The 20,366-nt window shown below is 70.7% G+C and carries 18 protein-coding genes and 1 rRNA gene; 18 read left to right on the top strand and 1 reads right to left on the bottom strand.

What is annotated here, in order from left to right; translation table 11 throughout:
• Positions 1-11 precede the first annotated feature (11 nt).
• Complete coding sequence (locus JSQ78_RS04365; protein WP_211449678.1) at positions 12-371, bottom strand: DUF1844 domain-containing protein; 360 nt, start codon at positions 369-371, stop codon at positions 12-14.
• A gap of 170 nt (positions 372-541) precedes the next feature.
• On the opposite strand from JSQ78_RS04365, the gene infC reads away from it, so the two are divergent.
• The 18 genes from infC (at position 542) to JSQ78_RS04275 (ending at position 20,055) form a co-directional block, all read left to right on the top strand.
• Positions 542-1,687 (top strand): translation initiation factor IF-3, encoded by a 1,146-nt coding sequence (infC, locus tag JSQ78_RS04360; RefSeq protein WP_502756137.1) that lies wholly within the window; start codon positions 542-544, stop codon positions 1,685-1,687.
• Positions 1,688-1,696: 9 nt separating this feature from the next.
• Positions 1,697-1,891 carry a 50S ribosomal protein L35 gene (rpmI, locus tag JSQ78_RS04355; protein ID WP_021011813.1) on the top strand — a complete coding sequence of 65 codons (195 nt, stop codon included), beginning with the start codon at positions 1,697-1,699 and terminating at the stop codon, positions 1,889-1,891.
• 39 nt (positions 1,892-1,930) lie between these two features.
• On the top strand, positions 1,931-2,317 hold the full coding sequence (rplT, locus tag JSQ78_RS04350) for a 50S ribosomal protein L20 (RefSeq protein WP_021011814.1): 387 nt from the start codon (positions 1,931-1,933) through the stop codon (positions 2,315-2,317).
• Between the two features lies 1 nt (position 2,318).
• The gene (locus JSQ78_RS04345; RefSeq protein WP_211449676.1) at positions 2,319-3,128 is read left to right on the top strand and encodes a TrmH family RNA methyltransferase; all 810 of its coding nucleotides are present in this window, start codon (positions 2,319-2,321) and stop codon (positions 3,126-3,128) included.
• A gap of 64 nt (positions 3,129-3,192) precedes the next feature.
• On the top strand, positions 3,193-3,930 hold the full coding sequence (locus JSQ78_RS04340) for an amino acid ABC transporter ATP-binding protein (protein ID WP_211449674.1): 738 nt from the start codon (positions 3,193-3,195) through the stop codon (positions 3,928-3,930).
• A gap of 38 nt (positions 3,931-3,968) precedes the next feature.
• Complete coding sequence (locus tag JSQ78_RS04335) at positions 3,969-4,898, top strand: glutamate ABC transporter substrate-binding protein (protein WP_211449672.1); 930 nt, start codon at positions 3,969-3,971, stop codon at positions 4,896-4,898.
• A 63-nt stretch (positions 4,899-4,961) separates the two neighbouring features.
• A complete protein-coding gene (locus JSQ78_RS04330) occupies positions 4,962-5,609 on the top strand; it encodes an amino acid ABC transporter permease (protein WP_211449670.1) in 648 nt (215 codons plus the stop codon).
• Positions 5,606-6,547: an amino acid ABC transporter permease gene (locus tag JSQ78_RS04325; protein WP_211449668.1), complete on the top strand. Its 942-nt coding sequence runs from the start codon at positions 5,606-5,608 to the stop codon at positions 6,545-6,547. Before JSQ78_RS04330 ends, JSQ78_RS04325 begins: the two co-directional genes overlap by 4 nt.
• A gap of 42 nt (positions 6,548-6,589) precedes the next feature.
• On the top strand, positions 6,590-7,636 hold the full coding sequence (gene pheS / locus JSQ78_RS04320; RefSeq protein WP_211449666.1) for a phenylalanine--tRNA ligase subunit alpha: 1,047 nt from the start codon (positions 6,590-6,592) through the stop codon (positions 7,634-7,636).
• Positions 7,636-10,134, top strand: coding sequence for a phenylalanine--tRNA ligase subunit beta (gene pheT, locus JSQ78_RS04315; RefSeq protein WP_211449665.1), 2,499 nt, complete (start codon positions 7,636-7,638; stop codon positions 10,132-10,134). Before pheS ends, pheT begins: the two co-directional genes overlap by 1 nt.
• A gap of 9 nt (positions 10,135-10,143) precedes the next feature.
• Positions 10,144-10,794: an SIMPL domain-containing protein gene (locus JSQ78_RS04310; protein WP_211449663.1), complete on the top strand. Its 651-nt coding sequence runs from the start codon at positions 10,144-10,146 to the stop codon at positions 10,792-10,794.
• Between the two features lie 30 nt (positions 10,795-10,824).
• Positions 10,825-11,871 (top strand): N-acetyl-gamma-glutamyl-phosphate reductase, encoded by a 1,047-nt coding sequence (gene argC, locus JSQ78_RS04305; RefSeq protein ID WP_211449662.1) that lies wholly within the window; start codon positions 10,825-10,827, stop codon positions 11,869-11,871.
• The gene (gene argJ, locus JSQ78_RS04300; RefSeq protein ID WP_211449660.1) at positions 11,868-13,031 is read left to right on the top strand and encodes a bifunctional glutamate N-acetyltransferase/amino-acid acetyltransferase ArgJ; all 1,164 of its coding nucleotides are present in this window, start codon (positions 11,868-11,870) and stop codon (positions 13,029-13,031) included. Before argC ends, argJ begins: the two co-directional genes overlap by 4 nt.
• A complete protein-coding gene (gene argB / locus JSQ78_RS04295; protein ID WP_211449658.1) occupies positions 13,021-13,959 on the top strand; it encodes an acetylglutamate kinase in 939 nt (312 codons plus the stop codon). Before argJ ends, argB begins: the two co-directional genes overlap by 11 nt.
• Positions 13,956-14,885 carry an ornithine carbamoyltransferase gene (argF, locus tag JSQ78_RS04290; RefSeq protein WP_211449656.1) on the top strand — a complete coding sequence of 310 codons (930 nt, stop codon included), beginning with the start codon at positions 13,956-13,958 and terminating at the stop codon, positions 14,883-14,885. Before argB ends, argF begins: the two co-directional genes overlap by 4 nt.
• Positions 14,882-16,300 carry an argininosuccinate lyase gene (gene argH, locus JSQ78_RS04285; RefSeq protein WP_211449654.1) on the top strand — a complete coding sequence of 473 codons (1,419 nt, stop codon included), beginning with the start codon at positions 14,882-14,884 and terminating at the stop codon, positions 16,298-16,300. The genes argF and argH overlap by 4 nt, the downstream gene beginning before the upstream one ends.
• A 10-nt stretch (positions 16,301-16,310) precedes the next feature.
• A complete protein-coding gene (gene tyrS, locus JSQ78_RS04280; protein ID WP_211450507.1) occupies positions 16,311-17,618 on the top strand; it encodes a tyrosine--tRNA ligase in 1,308 nt (435 codons plus the stop codon).
• A 916-nt stretch (positions 17,619-18,534) separates the two neighbouring features.
• Positions 18,535-20,055: ribosomal RNA gene (locus JSQ78_RS04275) — 16S ribosomal RNA — on the top strand.
• Positions 20,056-20,366 lie beyond the last annotated feature (311 nt).

Genomic DNA, 20,366 nt, shown 5'->3' with positions numbered 1-20,366 from the left:
GCGGCCGATCGCTAGACGACCGAGCCGGTGTACTTCTCGCCCGGGCCCTTGCCCGGCGCGTCGGGGATCGCGCTCGCCTCGCGGAACGCGAGCTGCACCGAGCGCAGGCCGTCGCGCAGCGGCGCGGCGTGGACGCTCCCGACCTCGGCAGCGGCCGCAGTGACGAGGCCCGCGAGCGCGTTGATGAGCTTCCGCGCCTCGTCGAGGTCGATCTGCTGCTCGGGGTCGTCGGCGAGGCCGACCTTGACCGCCGCAGCGCTCAGCAGGTGGATGGCGACGGTGTTGATGAGCTCCACCGCCGGGACGTCGGCGATGTCGCGCGCCTCGGCGAGAGCGTCGTGGTCGTGGTCGTGCTCGATCGCGTCAGTCATCGCGCTCTTCTCCTGAAGGCTGGTCTCTGGTAGAGTTCTGCAGGTTTCGGGCTTTCGCCCGGAGGTGAAAGAGGAGCAATCCCACCCGCAGTCGTTCCAGGCTAACGGGTCAGCGGCACGGCGGCGCGCGTCACTCGATGCGCAGCGGCTCGTGCTGAGCCACGCGGCACATCGCGCGTATTCGGCTCCTCGTTCGCCGTGCACCAGCACACAGCAGCAACGAGAAGGAGCCCGCGATCAGCGATCCCCGCATCAACGAGCGCATCCGCGTCCCAGAAGTCCGTCTGGTCGGCCCCGCCGGCGAGCAGGTCGGCGTCGTGAGGGTCGAGGATGCCCTTCGCCTTGCCCGCGAGGCAGAGCTCGACCTCGTCGAGGTCGCTCCCGCCGCGCGGCCGCCCGTGGTCAAGATCATGGACTACGGCAAGTTCAAGTACGAGCAGGCGCAGAAGGCGAAGGATGCGCGTCGCAACCAGGCGAACACGGTCCTCAAGGAGGTCCGCTTCCGCCTCAAGATCGACGAGCACGACTACGAGACGAAGCGCAAGCGCGCGCAGGGGTTCCTCGAGGGCGGCGACAAGGTCAAGGCCATGATCCTCTTCCGCGGTCGCGAGCAGTCGCGCCCGGAGATGGGTGCCAAGCTGCTGCAGCGCTTCGCCGAGGACATCCGCGAGTACGGCGTCGTCGAGTCGTCGCCGACGCTCGACGGCCGCAACATGACGATGGTCGTGGGCCCCGTGCGCTCGAAGGCCGACGCGAAGACCGAGCAGAACGCCGCTCGCTCCGAGCAGCGGAAGGCCGCGCAGGAGAAGCGCCGCCTCGAGTCGGAGCGGAAGGCCCAGCGCCAGGCCGAGCTCGAGGCCTCGCGCCCCGCGCCGCGACCGGCGCCGGCGCGCACGCCCGCACCGCCGAGCGGCGAGCCGATGCGCGTGCCGCGCACCGACTCCGACCGCTCCTCGCGCCCGGACCGCTCGTCGCGTTCGTCGAGCGACCGCCCGTCGAGCGATCGTCCGTCGCGCCCGTCGTCCGAGCGCAGCTCGGAGTCGCGCTCGAGCGAGTCGCGCTCCGACTCGCGGCCGCGCCAGGCGCCCCGCACCATCGCGCCCACGCCGGCCAACGCGCCGCGCCCGGCGTCGATGCCGAAGCCCGCTGCCGCACCCGGGGCAGCCGCCCCCGCTGCGCCCGCAGCACCCAAGCCCGCTGCGACGCCCGCCGCCCCGAAGCCCGGGGCCAAGCCCGCGGCGCCCTCGGCGGTCAAGCCCGCGGCACCCAAGGCCAAGCCCGCAGGCAAGCCCGCGGACAAGCCAGCATCCGAGTAGGAGAGAAGAATGCCCAAGCAGAAGACGCACTCCGGTGCCAAGAAGCGCTTCAAGGTGACGGGGACCGGCAAGATCCGCAAGCAGCAGGCCGGCATGCGCCACAACCTCGAGGTCAAGTCGTCGGTCCAGACGCGCCGCCTCAACAAGGACAAGGTGCTCGCGCCCGCCGACGCCAAGACCATCAAGAAGCTGCTCGCCCGCTGACGCGCGCGACGAAGTAGAGACGAAGAGAGAGAACCACTCATGGCACGTGTCAAGAGGGCCGTCAACGCCGCCAAGAAGCGCCGCGTCATCCTCGAGCAGGCCGAGGGCTACCGCGGCCAGCGCTCGCGGCTGTACCGCAAGGCGAAGGAGCAGCTGCTCCACTCGCACGTCTACGCGTTCCGCGACCGCAAGGCGAAAAAGGGCGACTTCCGCCGCCTGTGGATCCAGCGCATCAACGCCGCGTCGCGCGCGAACGGCCTGACGTACAACCGCCTCATCCAGGGCCTCGGCCTCGCGGGCATCGAGGTCGACCGCCGCATGCTCGCCGAGCTCGCGGTCAACGAGCCGGCGACGTTCGCCGCGCTCGTCGAGTCGGCCAAGGCCGCCCTGCCCGCCGACACCTCGGCTCCGCAGAACGCGGCCTGACATGCTCGACAGCCCCCGCGCGCCTCGCGTGCGAGCGGCTGCCAAGCTCCAGCAGCGAACAGCCCGGTCCGAGACCGGGCTGTTCCTGTTGGAGGGACCGGCCGCGCTCGACGAGGCGCTGCGCTTCGCGCCCGCGTCGCTCGTCGAGGTCTTCGCGACCGATGCGGCGCGCGAGCGCCACGCCGAGCTGCTCGACCGCGTCGACGCGCGGCAGCTCACCGCGGTCTCCGACCGCGCCCTGAAAGCCATGACCGACACCGTGCGGCCGCAGGGCATCGTCGCCGTCGCGAAGCAGTCTCCCATCGCCCTCGAGACCGCGATCGAGCGCGCGGCGGCGGCCGAGCACCCGCTCGTCGCGATCCTCCACGAGGTGCGCGACCCGGGCAACCTCGGCACGATCCTCCGCGCCGCCGACGCGGCCGGCGCATCCGCCGTCGTCGTCACCGCGAACTCCGTCGACCCCTTCTCGCCCAAGGTCGTGCGCTCGACGACCGGCTCGCTCTTCCACCTCGACGTCTCCGTCGGCGCCTCGACGGCCGACGCCGTCGCCGCCGCGCAGGCGGCGGGACTGACCGTGCTCGCCGCCGACGTCTCGGGCGACGACCTCGTCGCGCTCCAGGGCGAGGGGATGCTGTCGGGCCCGACCGCGTGGCTGTTCGGCAACGAGGCGCGCGGCCTCGACGAAGCGACGCTCTCGCTCGCCGACCGCGCGGCTCGGCTGCCGATCTACGGCCGCGCGGAGTCGCTCAACCTCGCGACCGCCGCCTCGGTCTGCCTCTACCAGAGTGCGCTCGCCCAGCGCGGCGTGTAACCATTCCATTGCGATCTGGCACTGCTGGACGAATCGACGGCGCGCGCCGTGCTTTGATGAGCGCATGCAGCCCCTCGTCGAGCTCGACCACGTCAACAAGCACTACGGCGACCTCCACGTCCTGAACGACATCGACGTCTCGATCCCCAAGGGTCAGGTCGTCGTGGTGATCGGCCCCTCGGGCTCCGGCAAGTCGACCTTCTGCCGCGCGATCAACCGGCTCGAGACGATCGACTCGGGCGAGATCCGCATCGACGGCGTGCCGCTGCCGAAGGAGGGCAAGGCCCTCGCGCAGCTGCGCGCCGACGTCGGCATGGTCTTCCAGTCGTTCAACCTCTTCTCGCACAAGTCGATCCTCGAGAACGTCACGCTCGGCCCCATCAAGGTGCGCGGCCTGAAGCGCAAGGACGCCGAGGAGCGCGCGATGCACCTGCTCGAGCGCGTCGGCATCGCCAACCAGGCGCACAAGATGCCGGCCCAGCTCTCGGGCGGCCAGCAGCAGCGCGTCGCGATCGCCCGCTCGCTCGCGATGGAGCCGAAGCTCATGCTCTTCGACGAGCCGACGAGCGCGCTCGACCCCGAGATGATCAACGAGGTGCTCGACGTCATGGTCGAGCTCGCCCACGGCGGCATGACGATGATCACCGTCACGCACGAGATGGGCTTCGCCCGCAAGGCGGCCGACCGCGTGCTCTTCATGGCCGACGGCAAGGTTGTCGAGGACTCGACGCCCGAGTCGTTCTTCTCGAACCCCCAGTCGGCTCGCGCCAAGGACTTCCTCTCGAAGATCCTGACGCACTGATCCGCAAGTCCCAGCACCCCCGAAGAAGGAGAAGCACCATGCGCAGCAAGCTCACGCTCGGCGTGGCCGCGTTCGCGGTCCTCGCACTCACCGCGTGCGGCGGCCCCGCCGGCACGACCTCGTCCGAGGCGCCGGAGGAGCCGACCGACACCGGCTCGGCCACGACGTCCGACCACCCCTACGGCCTCGAGGTCGCGGAGTCGCCCGAGTTCGAGGCGGGCACGACCATGGCCGAGCTGGCCGAGGCGGGCTCGATCACGATCGGCACGAAGTTCGACCAGCCCCTCTTCGGGCTCGTCGGCCCCGACGGCAAGCCCGAGGGCTTCGACGTCGCGGTCGGCTCGCTCATCGCGGCCGAGCTCGGCATCGCGTTCGACGACATCCAGTGGGAGGAGACGGTCTCCGCCAACCGCGAGACGTTCATCGAGAACGGCACCGTCGACATCGTCGCGGCGACCTACACGATCAACGACGCGCGCAAGGAGAAGGTCGACTTCGCGGGCCCCTACTACGAGGCCGGCCAGGCGCTCATGGTGCAGGCGGGCAACCCCGAGGGCATCGCCGGTCCCGACGACGTCGCGGGCCTCGCGGTCTGCTCGGTCGAGGGCTCGACGCCCGCTGCCCGCATCGTCGACGAGTACGGCGCGACGCTCCAGGCGACCGACACCTACTCGAACTGCCTCGACCCGCTGCGCAACGGCCAGGTCGTCGCGGTCACGACCGACAACGTGATCCTCGCCGGCTTCGTCGACCAGAACGCGGGCGAGTTCGAGCTCGTGAACGAGGGCGAGACCTTCACGCAGGAGCCGTACGGCATCGGCCTCGAGAAGGGCGACCAGGCGTTCCGCGACTGGATCAACGACGTCCTGGAGGAGGCCGTCGCCGACGGCACGATGGACTCGCTCTGGGAGCAGACGGCCGGTGCCGTCCTGCCCACGCCGGAGTTCCCGGCAGCCGACCGCTACTGATCGATCGACGGCACCGGATGCGGGAGGCCACCCTCCCGCATCCGGTGCCGTGACGAGGGACTGATGCAAGCACTTCTCGAGAACTGGCCGCTCTGGCTGCAGGGCATGGGCGCAACGCTCCTGCTCACGGCGATCACGACGCTCATCGGGCTGCCGATCGGCATCCTGCTCGCCGGCATGCGCGTCTCGCCCGTCGCGGCCCTGCGCGTCCTGGCGACCGTGTGGACCGAGGTCGCGCGCAACACGCCCCTGACGCTCGTGTTCTTCTTCACGGCCTTCGTGCTGCCGAAGCTCGGCATCATCCTCGACTTCCAGCTCGGCGCGATCATCGCGCTCACCTACTACACGAGCGCGTTCTTCGCCGAGGCGGTGCGCTCGGGCATCAACTCGGTGCCGATCGGCCAGGCGGAAGCATCGCGCTCGATCGGCCTCGGCTTCGGCCAGACGATGGGCCTCGTCGTGCTCCCGCAGGCGTTCCGCAGCGTGCTGCCGCCGCTCATCAACGTCATCATCGCGCTCGTGAAGAACACCTCCGTCGCGATGGGCTTCTTCGTCTTCGTGCTCGTCTCGGTCGCGCAGCGGCTCTCGAACACGTACGGCGACCAGGCCCTCCAGATCTTCTTCGGCATTGCGCTGAGCTACCTGCTGCTCACCGTGCCGCTCGGGCAGCTGGTCGATCACCTCGAGCGCAAGTGGAGCGTGCATCGATGAGCGGTTCCGTCCTCTTCGACGCCCCGGGGCCGAACGCCATCCGGCGCTCGCGCATCCTCTCGATCGTCTTCGCGGTCGGCGCGATCGCCGCGCTCGGCCTCGGCATCTACCAGCTCTGGCTCGGCGGTGCCTTCTACCAGGACCGCTGGGACATCTTCCAGACCCCCGAGCTGTGGCTCGGTGCCCGCGGCCTGCTCGTCGGCGTGCGCACGACGCTCACGATCGCGGCGATCGCCTCGGTCGGCGCGCTCATCCTCGGCGTCGTGCTGTCGATCCTGCGGAGCGCTCCCTCCAAGTGGGTGCGGGTGCCCGTGACGGTCGTCCTCGAGTTCTTCCGCGGCATGCCCGTGCTGCTGATGATGCTCTTCATCCTCGTCGTCTTCTCGACGGGCGCCTACTGGGCCGTCGTGTGGGCCCTCATCGTCTACAACGGCGCGATCATCGGCGAGGCGCTCCGCGCCGGCATGAAGTCGCTCCCGAAGGGGCAGCGCGAGAGCGGGCTCGCGATCGGCCTCACGCCGCTGCGCACGACGCTCGAGATCGAGCTGCCGCAGGCGTTCCGCATCATGCTGCCGATCATCCTGGCCCAGCTCATCGTGCTGCTGAAGGACACCTCGCTCGGCTACATCGTCGGATCGCCCGAGATCATCCGCATCGGTCGCCAGCTCGTCGACTTCTACGACAGCCGAGCCGGCGGCCCCTACGCGCTCTCGATGTTCTTCGTGATGCTCGCGATCTTCCTCGCGATCAACCTGACGCTCTCGTGGCTCGTCCGCGTGCTCGCGCGACGCATGGCGCAACCGCGGCGCGGCGGCCCGAACCTCGATGGATCGAAGACCGAGGCGATCCCGCTCTCGACGCAGGCGATGCGCGAGGTGAAGGACCCGCAGGCCGAGATCACGAGACTGCCCGGCGCGGGCATCGGCGGGCAGGGCTAGGAGCGGCCCGGCGCGCGCCGAGCGCGCCGGTAGGATCGTCCGGTGCCCCAACCCGACGCATCCCCTGAACTGAGCGCGCGCGTCGACGCGGCCGTGGAGGCCGCGCTCGCCGCGATCGACGCCGCCTCGACGATCGCCGAGCTGCAGGCAGCGAAGTCCGCCCACAACGGGCAGGGCTCAGAGCTCGCCGGCCTCAACGCATCCCTCCGCGACATCGCGCCGGAGGAGCGCAAAGCCGCCGGCCAGACGATCGGCGCCGGCCGCGCCCGCGTCGCCGAGGCGATCGCCGCCCGGCAGGGCGAGCTCGCCGCGGCCGAGGAGGCTGCGCAGCTCGAGGCCGAGCGCGTCGACGTCACGGCGCTCCCGCGGCTGCGCGCGCCCGGCGGCCGACACCCGCTCTCGATGCTCGCGGACGAGATGACGGATGTATTCGTCGGCATGGGCTGGGAAGTGGCGGAGGGCCCCGAGCTCGAGCACGAGTGGTACAACTTCGACGCCCTCAACGTCGACCCCGACCACCCCGCGCGCGGGGAGTCCGACACGTTCTACGTCGCGCCCGCCGAGCGGCACCTCGTGCTGCGCACGCAGACGAGCCCCGTGCAGGCGCGCTCGATGCTCACGCGCGAGCTGCCGATCTACATCGTCGCGCCCGGCCGCGTCTACCGCACCGACGACATCGACGCGACGCACCTGCCCGTCTTCACGCAGATGGAGGGCCTCGCGATCGACAAGGGGCTCACGATGGCGCACCTGCGCGGCACGCTCGAGCACCTCGCCCGCATCATGTTCGGCGAGGAGGCGAAGATCCGCCTGCGCCCCAACTACTTCCCCTTCACCGAGCCGAGCGCCGAGATGGACGTGTGGCACCCCGGCATGCGCGGCGGTCCGCGCTGGGTCGAGTGGGGCGGCTGCGGCATGGTCAACCCCAACGTGCTGCGCGCGACGGGCGTCGACCCCGAGGTCTACTCGGGCTTCGCGTTCGGCATGGGCGTCGAGCGCACCCTCCAGTTCCGGTACCAGCTCGACGACATGCGCGACATGATCGAGGGCGACGTGCGCTTCACCGAGCAGTTCGGGATGGTGATCTGATGCGGATTCCGCTGTCATGGCTCGCGGAGCACGTCGAGCTGCCCGCCGAGGACGCGGCCGACTGGCTGCACGCGACGCTCGTGCGCGTCGGCTTCGAGGAGGAGGCGCTGCACGGCGGTGAGCTGCGGGGGCCGATCGTCGTCGGCCGGGTGCTCTCGTTCGTCGAGGAGCCGCAGAAGAACGGTAAGACCATCCGCTACGCGCAGGTCGACGTCGGCGAGCAGCACGGCGGCGTGCGCGGCATCGTCTGCGGCGCGCTCAACTTCGTCGAGGGCGACCGGGTCGTCGTGACCCTGCCGGGCTCGGCGCTGCCTGGCGGCTTCGAGATCGCCGCGCGCAAGACCTACGGCCACGTCTCGGACGGCATGATCGCGTCCGAGCGCGAGCTCGGGCTCGGCGACGACCACGACGGCATCATGCGCCTCGACGAGCTCGGCATCGAGGGCGAGGTCGGGGCGGATGCGCTGTCGATCCTCGGTCTGGACGACCAGGCCGTCGAGATCAACGTGACGCCCGACCGCGGCTACGCGCTCTCGCTCCGCGGCATCGCGCGCGAGGTCGCCGCCGCGACGGGCCAGGCGTTCACCGACCCCGCCGAGACCGCGCGCGCTCGCGACGCTGCATCCCGCGCATCCGGGCCCGCCGCATCCGGCTTCTCCGTCACGCTCGACGACGACGCGCCCATCCGCGGCCGCGCGGGCTGCTCGCGCTTCGTCGTGCGCGTCGTGCGCGGCATCGACCCCTCGCGTCCGAGCCCCGCGTGGCTCGCCTCGCGGCTGCGGCTCGCGGGCATCCGCTCCATCTCGCTGCCGGTCGACATCACGAACTACGTCATGCTCGAGCTCGGTCAGCCCATCCACGGCTACGACCTCGCGAAGCTGCGCGGCGGCATCGCGGTGCGCCGCGCCCGCGCGGGCGAGACGCTCGTGACCCTCGACGACGTGGAGCGGAAGCTCGACGTCGAGGACCTGCTCATCACCGACGACCGCGGTGCGATCGGCCTCGCGGGCGTCATGGGCGGCGCCGAGACCGAGATGGACGATGCGACGACCGACGTGCTCATCGAGGCCGCGACGTTCGATCCCGTCTCGATCAGCCGCACCGCGCGCCGGCACAAGCTCTTCTCGGAGGCATCGAAGCGCTACGAGCGCGGCGTCGACCCCGCAGTCGCCGATGCCGCGGCCGCGCGGGTCGCGCAGCTGCTCGTCGAGCTCGCGGGCGGCACGCTCGACGAGCTCGGCACCGAGGTCGGCGAGGTGGCGCAGCTGGCGCCCATCACGATCCCGGTCGGCTACTGGAGCGCGCTGCTCGGCGGCGACTACACCGACGACGAGGCGCTCGCCGCGCTCGAGAGCGTCGGCGCGAAGGTCGAACAAGGCTCGGATGCGTGGACGGTCACCCCGCCGACGTGGCGCCGGGACCTGACCGATCGCGAGGGCCTCGTCGAGGAGATCGCCCGCATCGTTGGCTTCGACCGCATCCCCTCGGTGCTGCCGGTCGCGCCGCCCGGGCGCGGCTACACGCGCGCCCAGCGGCTGCGCCGCAAGGTCGCCGACGCGCTCGCCTCGAGCGGCCTCACCGAGGTGCTCGTCGCGCCCTTCGTCACCGAGCGGCAGGCGCAGCTCACCGGTCACGCGCCGGTGCGGCTCGAGAACCCGCTCGACGGCGAGCGCCCGTGGCTGCGCACCGCGCTCGTGCCTGCGCTCATCGACACCGCGCACCGCAACCTCGGCCGCGGGCTCACCGACCTCGCGCTGTTCGAGCTCGGCCGGGTCTTCCACGCGGTCGATGGCCAGGGCACCGACGAGCTGCCGGGCGCCGAGTCGCGGCCCGCCGACGACGTGCTCGCCGAGCTCGACCGCTTGCCCGAGCAGCCGCTGCACGCCGCGGTGCTGCTCGTGGGGGAGCGGGTGCGCAAGCAGCCCGGCCGCGCCGCCGAGCGCTTCGGGCTCGCCGACGCGATCGAGGCGGCCGAGCGCATCGCGCGCACCGTCGGGCTCGAGCTCGAGCTGCGGCAGGCGGAGCGGCCGTGGCTGCACCCGGGCCGCACCGCCGAGCTGCTGCTCGGCGAGACGGTCGTCGGCGTCGCGGGCGAGCTGCTGCCGCAGGTCGCGGCCGACGCCGACCTGCCGCGCGGCGTCGCGGTCGCCGAGCTCGACCTCGACGCGCTCATCGATCGCTCGCGCGTGCGCCTCGACACCCGCGTGATCGCGCCGGTGCCGGCAGCGACGCAGGACCTCTCGCTCGTCGTGCCGATCGCGGTGCCCGCGGGCGAGGTGCAGCGGGCCGTGCGCGACGGCGCGGGGGCACTGCTCGAGCACATCGCGCTCGTCGACGATTACCGCGGCACCGGCCTCGGCGACGGCGAGAAGTCGCTCACGTTCGCGCTCCGCTTCCGCGCGCCGGACCGCACGCTCACGGCCGCGGAGGCGAGCGAGGCGAAGCTCGCGGGCCTCCGCGTCGCGACCGAGCGGCACGGCGCGCGGCTGCGGGAGTAGCATCCGGTCGTGGTCGAGATCCTGGTGCGCGGCGAGGCCGCGCTGCGCGCCGCCGCCGAGCGCGCGACCGTGACGGTGCACTCCCGCTGGCAGGCCGACGCGCCCGACGCGGCGATGGCCGCGGTGACGACGGCCCACGCGGCCGCGGTCGAGCGAGCGCGAGCGCTCGCCGCCGCGGGCGCGATCGAGTCGTGGCACGCCGACCGCGCGTGGGTCTCGCACCACCGCGAGTGGGTCGGGGAGGGCCTGCCGCAGCGCCTCGTCTTCACCGCATCCGCCGCCGTCACCGCGACGTTCGTCGACGTCGACGCCCTCGGCGCCTGGATCGGCGAGCTCGGCTCCGCGCCCGAGCACGAGGTCGGCGGCGTGACGTGGTCGCTCGCCGACGAGACCGAGCGCCGGCTCTCGAGCCGCGCGCGCGAGCTCGCGGTCGAGGACGCCCGCGCTCGCGCCGCCGACTACGCGAGCGCCGCGGCGCTCGGCGAGCCCGCGATCACGGCCATCCGGGAGCCGGACCCCGCGCCGGCGCGACCCTTCGGCAAGGCGCGCGGCGGCGCCGAGGCAGCGATGCTCGCGAGCGCCGACGGCGGCGCGCCCGTCGCGCTCTCGGCTGGCGAGATCGAGGTCGAGGCCGCCGTCGAGGTCGCCTTCCGGGCATAGCGGCATCCGAGGGGCCGATAGCCTGGGAGCATGAGCCTCTCCGTCGCCGTCGCAGGCGCGAGCGGATACGCGGGCGGCGAGCTGCTGCGGCTGCTCGCGCAGCACCCCGAGCTGGAGGTGCGCACCGTCACCGCGCACGCCAATGCCGGGCAGCCCCTCGTGTCCGTGCACCCGAACCTGCGCTCCCTCGCCACGCTGACCTTCCAGGAGACCACGCGCGAGGTGCTCGCCGGCCACGACGTCGTCTTCCTCGCGCTGCCGCACGGGCACTCCGCCGGGATCGCCGCCGAGCTGCCCGACGAGACGCTCGTCGTCGACGCCGGCGCCGACCACCGGCTGCTCGACGCGGCCGAGTGGACGCGCTACTACGGCACCGAGCACGCCGGCACCTGGCCCTACGGCATGCCCGAGCTCATGCTCGCCGACGGCGGCCGCCAGCGGCGCGAGCTGCGCGCCGCCCGCCGCATCGCCGTGCCCGGCTGCAACGCGACCGCCGTGACGCTCGCGGCCGCACCCGGCATCGCGGCCGGGCTCATCGACCCGACGGGGCTCACGTCCGCGCTCGCCGTCGGCTCCTCCGGCGCGGGCCGTGGCGCGAAGACCCACCTGCTCGCGAGCGAGCTCACCGGCAGCGCGACGCCCTACGGCGTCGGCGGCACGCACCGCCACCTGCCGGAGATCGCGCAGAACCTCCGGATGGTGGGCGCGACCGAGGTGCGGCACTCTTTCACGCCGGTGCTCGTGCCGATGTCGCGCGGCATCCTCGCGACCGTGACGGCGCCGCTCGTCGGCGACGCGAGCGCCGACGAGCTGCGCGGCGCGTGGCTCTCGGCCTACGCCGACGAGCGCTTCGTGCACGTGCTGCCCGCGGGGCACTACCCGCGCACCGCCGACGTCATCGGCTCGAACTCGGTGCACATAGGCGTCGGCCTCGACCACGACGCCGGTCGCGTCGTGATGATCGCCGCGCTCGACAACCTCGGCAAGGGCACCGCGGGCGCCGCGATCCAGTCGGCGAACATCGCGCTCGGCCTCGACGAGCAGCTCGGGCTGCCGATCGACGGGGTCGCGCCGTGAGCGTGACCGCGGCCGCGGGCTTCCGGGCTGCGGGCGTCGCCGCGGGCGTGAAGTCGAGCGGGGGCGCCGACGTCGCGCTCGTCGTCAACGACGGCCCGATCGATGCGGCAGCCGGTGTCTTCACCGCCAACCGCGCGAAGGCCAACCCGGTGCTGTGGAGCCAGCAGGCGCTCGCCGACGGCACCGCTCGCGCGGTGATCCTCAACTCCGGCGGCGCGAACTGCTTCACGGGCGCCTTCGGCTTCCAGACCACGCACCAGACGGCCGAGCGGGTCGCCGAGCGACTCGGCATCGGCGCCGTCGAGGTGCAGGTGTGCTCGACGGGACTCATCGGCGTCGGCGACGAGGCCTTCCGCCAGGCGGTGCTCCGCGGCGTCGACCTCGCGGTCGACGCGCTCGGCGACGACGAGGCGGCAGGGCTCGCCGCGGCGCGGGCGATCATGACGACCGACTCGGTGCCGAAGCAGGCGATCGACAGCCGGGGCGGCTACACGGTCGGCGGCATGGCGAAGGGCGCGGGCATGCTCGCGCCCGGCCTCGCGACGATGCTCGTCGTGCTCACGACCGACGCGGTCGCCGATGCCGCGACGCTCGACCGCGCGCTCCGCGCCGCGACGCGCGTGACCTTCGACCGCCTCGACTCCGACGGCTGCATGTCGACGAACGACACCGTGCTGCTGCTCGCCTCCGGTGCATCGGCGCACCGCGCCGACGAGGCCGAGCTCACCGCATCCGTCACCGCCGTGTGCGACGACCTCGCGCGGCAGCTGCAGGCCGACGCCGAGGGCGCGAGCCACGACATCGCCATCGAGGTGCTCGGCGCCGCGAGCGAGGACGATGCGGTCGTCGTCGGCCGCTCCGTCGCGCGCTCCAACCTCTTCAAGGCCGCGATCTTCGGCAACGACCCGAACTGGGGCCGCGTGCTCGCTGCCATCGGCACGACGGATGCGTCGTTCGACCCCTTCGAGGTCGACGTCGCCTTCAACGGGGTGCGGGTGTGCCACGCCGGCGAGCCCGACCGCCCGCGCGAGGAGGTCGACCTCACGCCGCGCGAGACGCGCATCCGCATCGAGCTGCACGCGGGGGAGCACGCGGCGACGATCCGCACGAACGACCTCACGCACGAGTACGTCCACGAGAACTCCGCGTATGCCAGCTAGGGACGAGGCGCAGCTCGCGCAGAAGGCGGCGACGCTCATCGAGTCGCTGCCGTGGCTCGAGCGCTACCGCGGCGCGACGATGGTCGTGAAGTACGGCGGCAACGCGATGGTCTCTGCCGACCTGCAGCGCGCGTTCGCCGAGGACATGGTCTACCTCCGCCACGTCGGCATCGCACCCGTCGTCGTGCACGGCGGCGGCCCGCAGATCAGCGAGGCGCTCCGCGTCCACGGGATCGAGAGCGAGTTCCGCGGCGGCTACCGCGTCACGAGCCGCGAGGCGATGGACGTCGTGCGGATGGTGCTCACCGGCCAGGTCGCGCGCACGCTCGTGTCGCTCATCAACGCGCACGGCCCGCTCGCCGCGAGCATGTCGGGCGAGGACGCCGGGCTCTTCACGGGGCGCCGGCGCGGCACCGTCGTCGACGGCGAGGAGATCGACCTCGGCCAGGTCGGCGACGTCGTCGACGTCGACCCGGCCCCGGTGCGGCGGCTGCTCGACGCGGGGCTCATCCCGGTCGTCTCGTCGATCGCCCCCGACGGCGACCGGCCGGGGGAGTCGCTCAACGTCAACGCCGACGCGGCCGCTGCGGCGCTCGCGGCGGCGCTCGGCGCGCAGAAGCTCGTCATCCTCACCGACGTCGAGGGCCTCTACCGCGACTGGCCCGACCGCTCGTCGCTCGTGAGCGAGCTCACCGACGTCGAGCTCGAGGCGCTGCTGCCCTCGCTCGAGTCGGGCATGATCCCGAAGATGCAGGCGTGCCTGTCCGCCGTCCGCGCGGGCGTGCCGAAGGCCGCGATCATCGACGGCCGCGCGCCGCACTCGATCCTGACCGAGCTCTTCACGACCGCGGGATCCGGCACCGAGGTCGTGCCCGCATCCGCCACCACCGCATCCCCCACCGACGCCCCCGACCGAGGAGCAGCATGACCCGGCACTTCCTGCGCGACGACGACTTGAGCCCCGCCGAGCAGCGCGAGGTGCTCGAGCGCGCCGCCCGCATGAAGCGCGACCGCTTCGCCGAGCGCCCGCTCGAGGGCCCGCAGTCGGTCGCGGTCATCTTCGACAAGTCGTCGACGCGCACGCGCGTCTCGTTCCACGTCGGCATCTCCGACCTCGGCGGCTCGCCGCTCATCATCTCGACCGCCTCGAGCCAGCTCGGCGGCAAGGAGACGGCGGCCGACACCGCGCGCGTGCTCGAGCGGCAGGTCGCCGCGATCGTGTGGCGCACCTACGCCCAGGCCGGCCTCGAGGAGATGGCGGACGGCACGACGGTGCCGGTCGTGAACGCGCTCTCGGACGACTTCCACCCGTGCCAGCTGCTCGCCGACCTGCTGACGATGCAGGAGCACAAGGGCGAGCTCGCCGGGCTCGAGGTCGCGTTCGTCGGCGACGGACGCTCGAACATGGCGCAGTCCTACCTGCTCGCGTGCGCGACCGCGGGCATGCACGTGCGCATCGCCGCCCCTGCCGGCTACGCGCCCGAGCCAGACGTGGTCGCCGACGCCGAGCGCATCGCGGCCGAGACCGGCGGCAGCGCGACGGTCGGCGGCGATGCGCGCGCCGCCGTCGCCGGCGCCGACGTCGTCGTGACCGACACGTGGGTGTCGATGGGCAAGGAGGACGAGAAGGCCGAGCGAGTGGCGACCTTCGGCGGCTTCAAGGTCGATCGCGAGCTCATGGCGCTCGCGAAGCCCGACGCGGTCTTCATGCACTGCCTGCCCGCCGACCGCGGCTTCGAGGTCGAGGCCGAGGTCATCGACGGGCCGCAGTCGATCATCTGGGACGAGGCGGAGAACCGCCTGCACGCGCAGAAGGCGCTGCTGGCATGGCTGCTCGAGAAGGCGGACGCATGAGCGAGCAGCAGCACGGCACGAACGAGGGCTCGCTCTGGGGCGGGCGCTTCGCCTCGGGCCCGAGCCCCGAGCTCGCCCGGCTCTCGAAGTCGACGCAGTTCGACTGGCGGCTCGCGCAGCTCGACATCCGCGGCTCGAAGGCGCACGCGAGCGCGCTGCACGCGGCGGGGCTGCTCTCCGACGATGAGCTTGCCGGGATGCGGGCCGCGCTCGACGAGCTGAGCGACCGCGTCCGCTCGGGGGCGTTCGTCGCCGCCGACTCGGACGAGGACGTGCACGGCGCGCTCGAGCGCGGCCTCATCGAGATCGCCGGTGCCGACCTCGGCGGCCGGCTGCGCGCCGGCCGCTCCCGCAACGACCAGATCGCGACGCTCGTGCGGGTGTGGATGCTCGAGGAGACCGAAGAGGTCGAGCGCGGCATCCGCGCGGTGATCGAGGCGCTCCGGATGCAGGCCGAGGCGCACCCGGATGCGGCGATGCCGGGGCGCACGCACCTGCAGCACGCGCAGCCCGTGCTGCTCGCGCACCACCTGCTCGCCCACGCGTGGCCGCTCGTGCGCGACCTCGAGCGCCTCGCCGACTGGCGCGTGCGCGCGGGCGAGTCGCCGTACGGTGCCGGCGCGCTCGCCGGCTCGACGCTCGGGCTCGACCCGGCCCTCGTTGCCCGCGAGCTCGGGCTCGCCGCGCCGAGCCCCAACTCGATCGACGCGACGAGCGCTCGCGACGTCGTCGCCGAGCTCACCTTCGTGCTCGCGATGACCGCGATCGACCTCTCGCGGCTCGCGGAGGAGGTCATCCTCTGGACGACGCGCGACCTCGGGTTCGCGCGCCTCCACGACGGCTTCTCCACCGGGTCGTCGATCATGCCGCAGAAGAAGAACCCCGACATCGCCGAGCTCGCGCGCGGCAAGGCGGGCCGACTCATCGGCGACCACACGGGCCTGCTCGCGACGCTCAAGGCGCTGCCGCTCGCGTACAACCGCGATCTGCAGGAGGACAAGGAGCCGGTGTTCGACGCCGTCGACCAGCTGCAGGTGCTGCTGCCTGCCTTCGCGGGGATGGTGGCGACGCTCGACTTCCACGAGGAGCGGATGCGCGCGGGCGCGGCGGCGGGGTACGCGCTCGCGACCGACGTGGCCGAGTGGCTCGTCAAGCGCAGGGTGCCCTTCCGCGAGGCGCACGAGATCGCGGGTGCGCTCGTGCGGCTGTGCGAGCAGCGGGGGATCGAGCTCGACGAGGCGAGCGACGACGACTACCGCTCGGTCTCGGAGCACCTGGCGCCCGAGGTGCGCGAGGTGCTGACGGTCGACGGCGCGATCGCCGCGCGCGATGGCATCGGGGGCACGGCCCGCGCGGCGGTCGATGCCCAGCTCGCGTCGCTCGACGAGCGCTTGTCCCGGCTCTCGCGCGGCTGACGTTCGGTAGATTCGAACCGTGATCGACCTCGCTCCCATCCAGCTCGACCCCGCCTTCGACAACGTCTGGGACGAGCTGCAGTACCGCGGGAGCGTGCACGTCTCGACCGACCCGGAGGCGTTGCGCGCGCTGCTCGGCGGCGGCCCGATCACCTACTACTGCGGATTCGACCCGACCGCGCCGAGCCTGCATCTCGGGAACCTCGCGCAGCTGATCATCATGCGCCGGCTGCAGCTCGCTGGCCACAAGCCGCTCGCGCTCGTCGGCGGCTCGACGGGCCTGATCGGCGACCCGAAGCCCACCGCTGAGCGACAGCTCAACGAGCGGGAGACCGTCGCCGAGTGGGTCACGTACCTCGGCGAGCAGATGCTGCGCTTCCTCTCCGACGAGGGGGACAACGCCGTGCGGCTCGTGAACAACCTCGACTGGACAGGGCTCCTCTCGACGGTCGACTTCCTCCGCGAGGTCGGCAAGCACTTCCGGGTGGGCACGATGCTCCGCAAGGACGCGGTCGCCTCGCGCATGGAGTCCGACGAGGGCATCTCCTACGCCGAGTTCAGCTACCAGGTGCTGCAGGGGCTCGACTTCCGCGAGCTCTTCCTGCGCTACGGGTGCATCATGCAGCTCGGCGGCAGCGACCAGTGGGGCAACCTCACCGCGGGCACCGAGCTCATCCGCAAGGCCGAGGGCGTGCACGCGCACGCGCTCGGCTCGCCGCTCATCACGGATGCCGACGGCCGGAAGTTCGGCAAGAGCGAGGGCAACGCGGTGTGGCTCGACGCCAACCTGACGACGCCCTACGCGATGTACCAGTTCTGGCTCAACCAGGACGACGCGATCGTCGTCCAGCTGCTGAAGTCGTTCACCTTCCTGCCGTCCTCGCGGATCGCGGAGCTCGAGCGCGCAACGGTCGAGGCGCCGTTCCGACGCGAGGCGCAGCGCGAGCTCGCGCTGCAGGCGACGGCCTTCATCCACGGCCGCGAGGCGACCGAGCAGGCGATCGCCGCTTCCGAGGCGCTCTTCGGCGCCGGGGATCTCGCGGCGCTCGACGCCGGCACCCTCGCGGCGGCCGTCGGCTCGCTCGACCGGCAGGCCACCGCGACCGATGACGCGCCCGTGCTGCAGCTGCTGCAGGAGACGGGACTCGTCGACTCCCTCTCCGAGGGCCGACGCGCGATCGCTCAAGGCGGCGTCTCGGTCAACAACGAGCGCATCGACGACCCCGCCGCGACGCTCGAGGGCCGCTTGCTGCACGGGCGGTTCGCCGTGCTGCGCCGCGGCAAGAAGACGCTCGCGGGCGTCGACGCCGGCGCCTGAAGCGCAGGGGAGCGGCGCGACACGCCCGGGATGCACGTCGTTTGCGGCCCGCGTCCCCGAGCCGTGTAACGTATCCACTCGTCACCCCAAAGACGCCGAGCCGGACAGGCCAGCGGATCAAGAGGGACCACCCCCAGCAGAACGGCCCACGCAATCGCGTGCTGGCTGCGACGCGGGTGCGGTGACAGACCACTTCAACGATGAATGTGCGGAGAGCACGGTCGGCAGCTGCCGACCGAGCGAGACACCGACTTGACAGTCGCTCCGGAGCGTGTAACCTGGACAGGTTGCCACGAGCCGGGCCGAATGCGAGCCCGGTGCAGCAGGAGCCGATTTGACAGCCGCTCCGGAGCGTGTAACCTGAACAGGTTGCCACGAGCCGGACTGACAGTCAGCCGGCTCTCGCAGATGCCGACTTGACAGTCGCTTCGGAGCGTGTAACCTGAACGGGTTGCCACGAGCCGGGCCAACAGTGAGCCGGCTCTCGCGGACGCCGACTTGACAGTCGCTCTGGAGCGTATAACCTGAACGGGTTGCCACGAGCCAGGCCGAACAGCGAGCCGGCTCCAGCCGACGCCGACTTGACAGTCGCTCCGGAGCGTGTAGCCTGAATGGGCTGCCACGAGCCGGTCGATGTCCGGCGCGAGCGAGACTCCGCACGGCGTGTCGATTTGACACGGACCGAGAAGTGGCTAACATAGAGAAGTTGCCTCGGCGCAGACCCCCACGGGGAATGCACGAGAGCGTCTGATCCTTGAGAACTCAACAGCGTGCACAATGTCAAATGCCAAAAATTACTCGTAGTGCCTTCGGGCACACGATTCCTTTGGATGAGACAGATTGTCAGTAGACAGTCTATTTTGTCAGCATCAAACTCGCTGCCGCCCGGTTTTCCCCGAGCGGTACGCAACATTTCTTTACGGAGAGTTTGATCCTGGCTCAGGACGAACGCTGGCGGCGTGCTTAACACATGCAAGTCGAACGATGAAGGAGGAGCTTGCTCCTCCGGATTAGTGGCGAACGGGTGAGTAATACGTGAGCAATGTGCCCTTGACTCTGGGATAAGCGCTGGAAACGGCGTCTAATACCGGATACGACCCTCGGAGGCATCTCCTGTGGGTGGAAAGAACTTCGGTCAAGGATCAGCTCACGGCCTATCAGCTTGTTGGTGAGGTAACGGCTCACCAAGGCGACGACGGGTAGCCGGCCTGAGAGGGTGACCGGCCACACTGGGACTGAGACACGGCCCAGACTCCTACGGGAGGCAGCAGTGGGGAATATTGCACAATGGGCGCAAGCCTGATGCAGCAACGCCGCGTGAGGGACGACGGCCTTCGGGTTGTAAACCTCTTTTAGCAGGGAAGAAGCGAAAGTGACGGTACCTGCAGAAAAAGCACCGGCTAACTACGTGCCAGCAGCCGCGGTAATACGTAGGGTGCAAGCGTTGTCCGGAATTATTGGGCGTAAAGAGCTCGTAGGCGGTTTGTCACGTCTGCTGTGAAAACCCGAGGCTCAACCTCGGGCTTGCAGTGGGTACGGGCAGACTAGAGTGCGGTAGGGGAGATTGGAATTCCTGGTGTAGCGGTGGAATGCGCAGATATCAGGAGGAACACCGATGGCGAAGGCAGATCTCTGGGCCGTAACTGACGCTGAGGAGCGAAAGCATGGGGAGCAAACAGGCTTAGATACCCTGGTAGTCCATGCCGTAAACGTTGGGAACTAGATGTGGGGACCATTCCACGGTCTCCGTGTCGTAGCTAACGCATTAAGTTCCCCGCCTGGGGAGTACGGCCGCAAGGCTAAAACTCAAAGGAATTGACGGGGGCCCGCACAAGCGGCGGAGCATGCGGATTAATTCGATGCAACGCGAAGAACCTTACCAAGGCTTGACATATACCGGAAACGGCCAGAGATGGTCGCCCCGCAAGGTCGGTATACAGGTGGTGCATGGTTGTCGTCAGCTCGTGTCGTGAGATGTTGGGTTAAGTCCCGCAACGAGCGCAACCCTCGTCCTATGTTGCCAGCACGTAATGGTGGGAACTCATGGGATACTGCCGGGGTCAACTCGGAGGAAGGTGGGGATGAGGTCAAATCATCATGCCCCTTATGTCTTGGGCTTCACGCATGCTACAATGGCCGGTACAATGGGCTGCGATACCGCAAGGTGGAGCGAATCCCAAAAAGCCGGTCTCAGTTCGGATTGGGGTCTGCAACTCGACCCCATGAAGTCGGAGTCGCTAGTAATCGTAGATCAGCAACGCTACGGTGAATACGTTCCCGGGCCTTGTACACACCGCCCGTCAAGTCATGAAAGTCGGTAACACCCGAAGCCAGTGGCCTAACCTTTTGGAGGGAGCTGTCGAAGGTGGGATCGGTGATTAGGACTAAGTCGTAACAAGGTAGCCGTACCGGAAGGTGCGGCTGGATCACCTCCTTTCTAAGGAGCATCTCGCCGGCTCAGCCGGCGGAGAGCCACTTCGGTCGCACACGTCGACCGGTGGAAGCTCAAGGGTGGAACATTGACATTGGCGCTCGAACGATCGAGCCCAGCGAAGTACAGCTGCCTAGGCAGCTCGGAACCGCGGGGCGAGGGAGATCGAGCGCATGCACGCTGTTGGGTCCTGAGGGACCAGACGGCGCCTTTCGGCGTCTCTTCCCTCGGACCGGCCGGCTGACGCGCAGCGCGCGGAGGTCGACGGTACCGACCGTAAGTTGAGAACTACACAGTGGACGCGAGCATCTTAGATT

The sequence above is a fragment of the Agrococcus sp. Marseille-Q4369 genome, from assembly GCF_018308945.1.
GTDB lineage: Bacteria > Actinomycetota > Actinomycetes > Actinomycetales > Microbacteriaceae > Agrococcus.
This window is presented reverse-complemented; position numbering and strand designations above follow the sequence as displayed.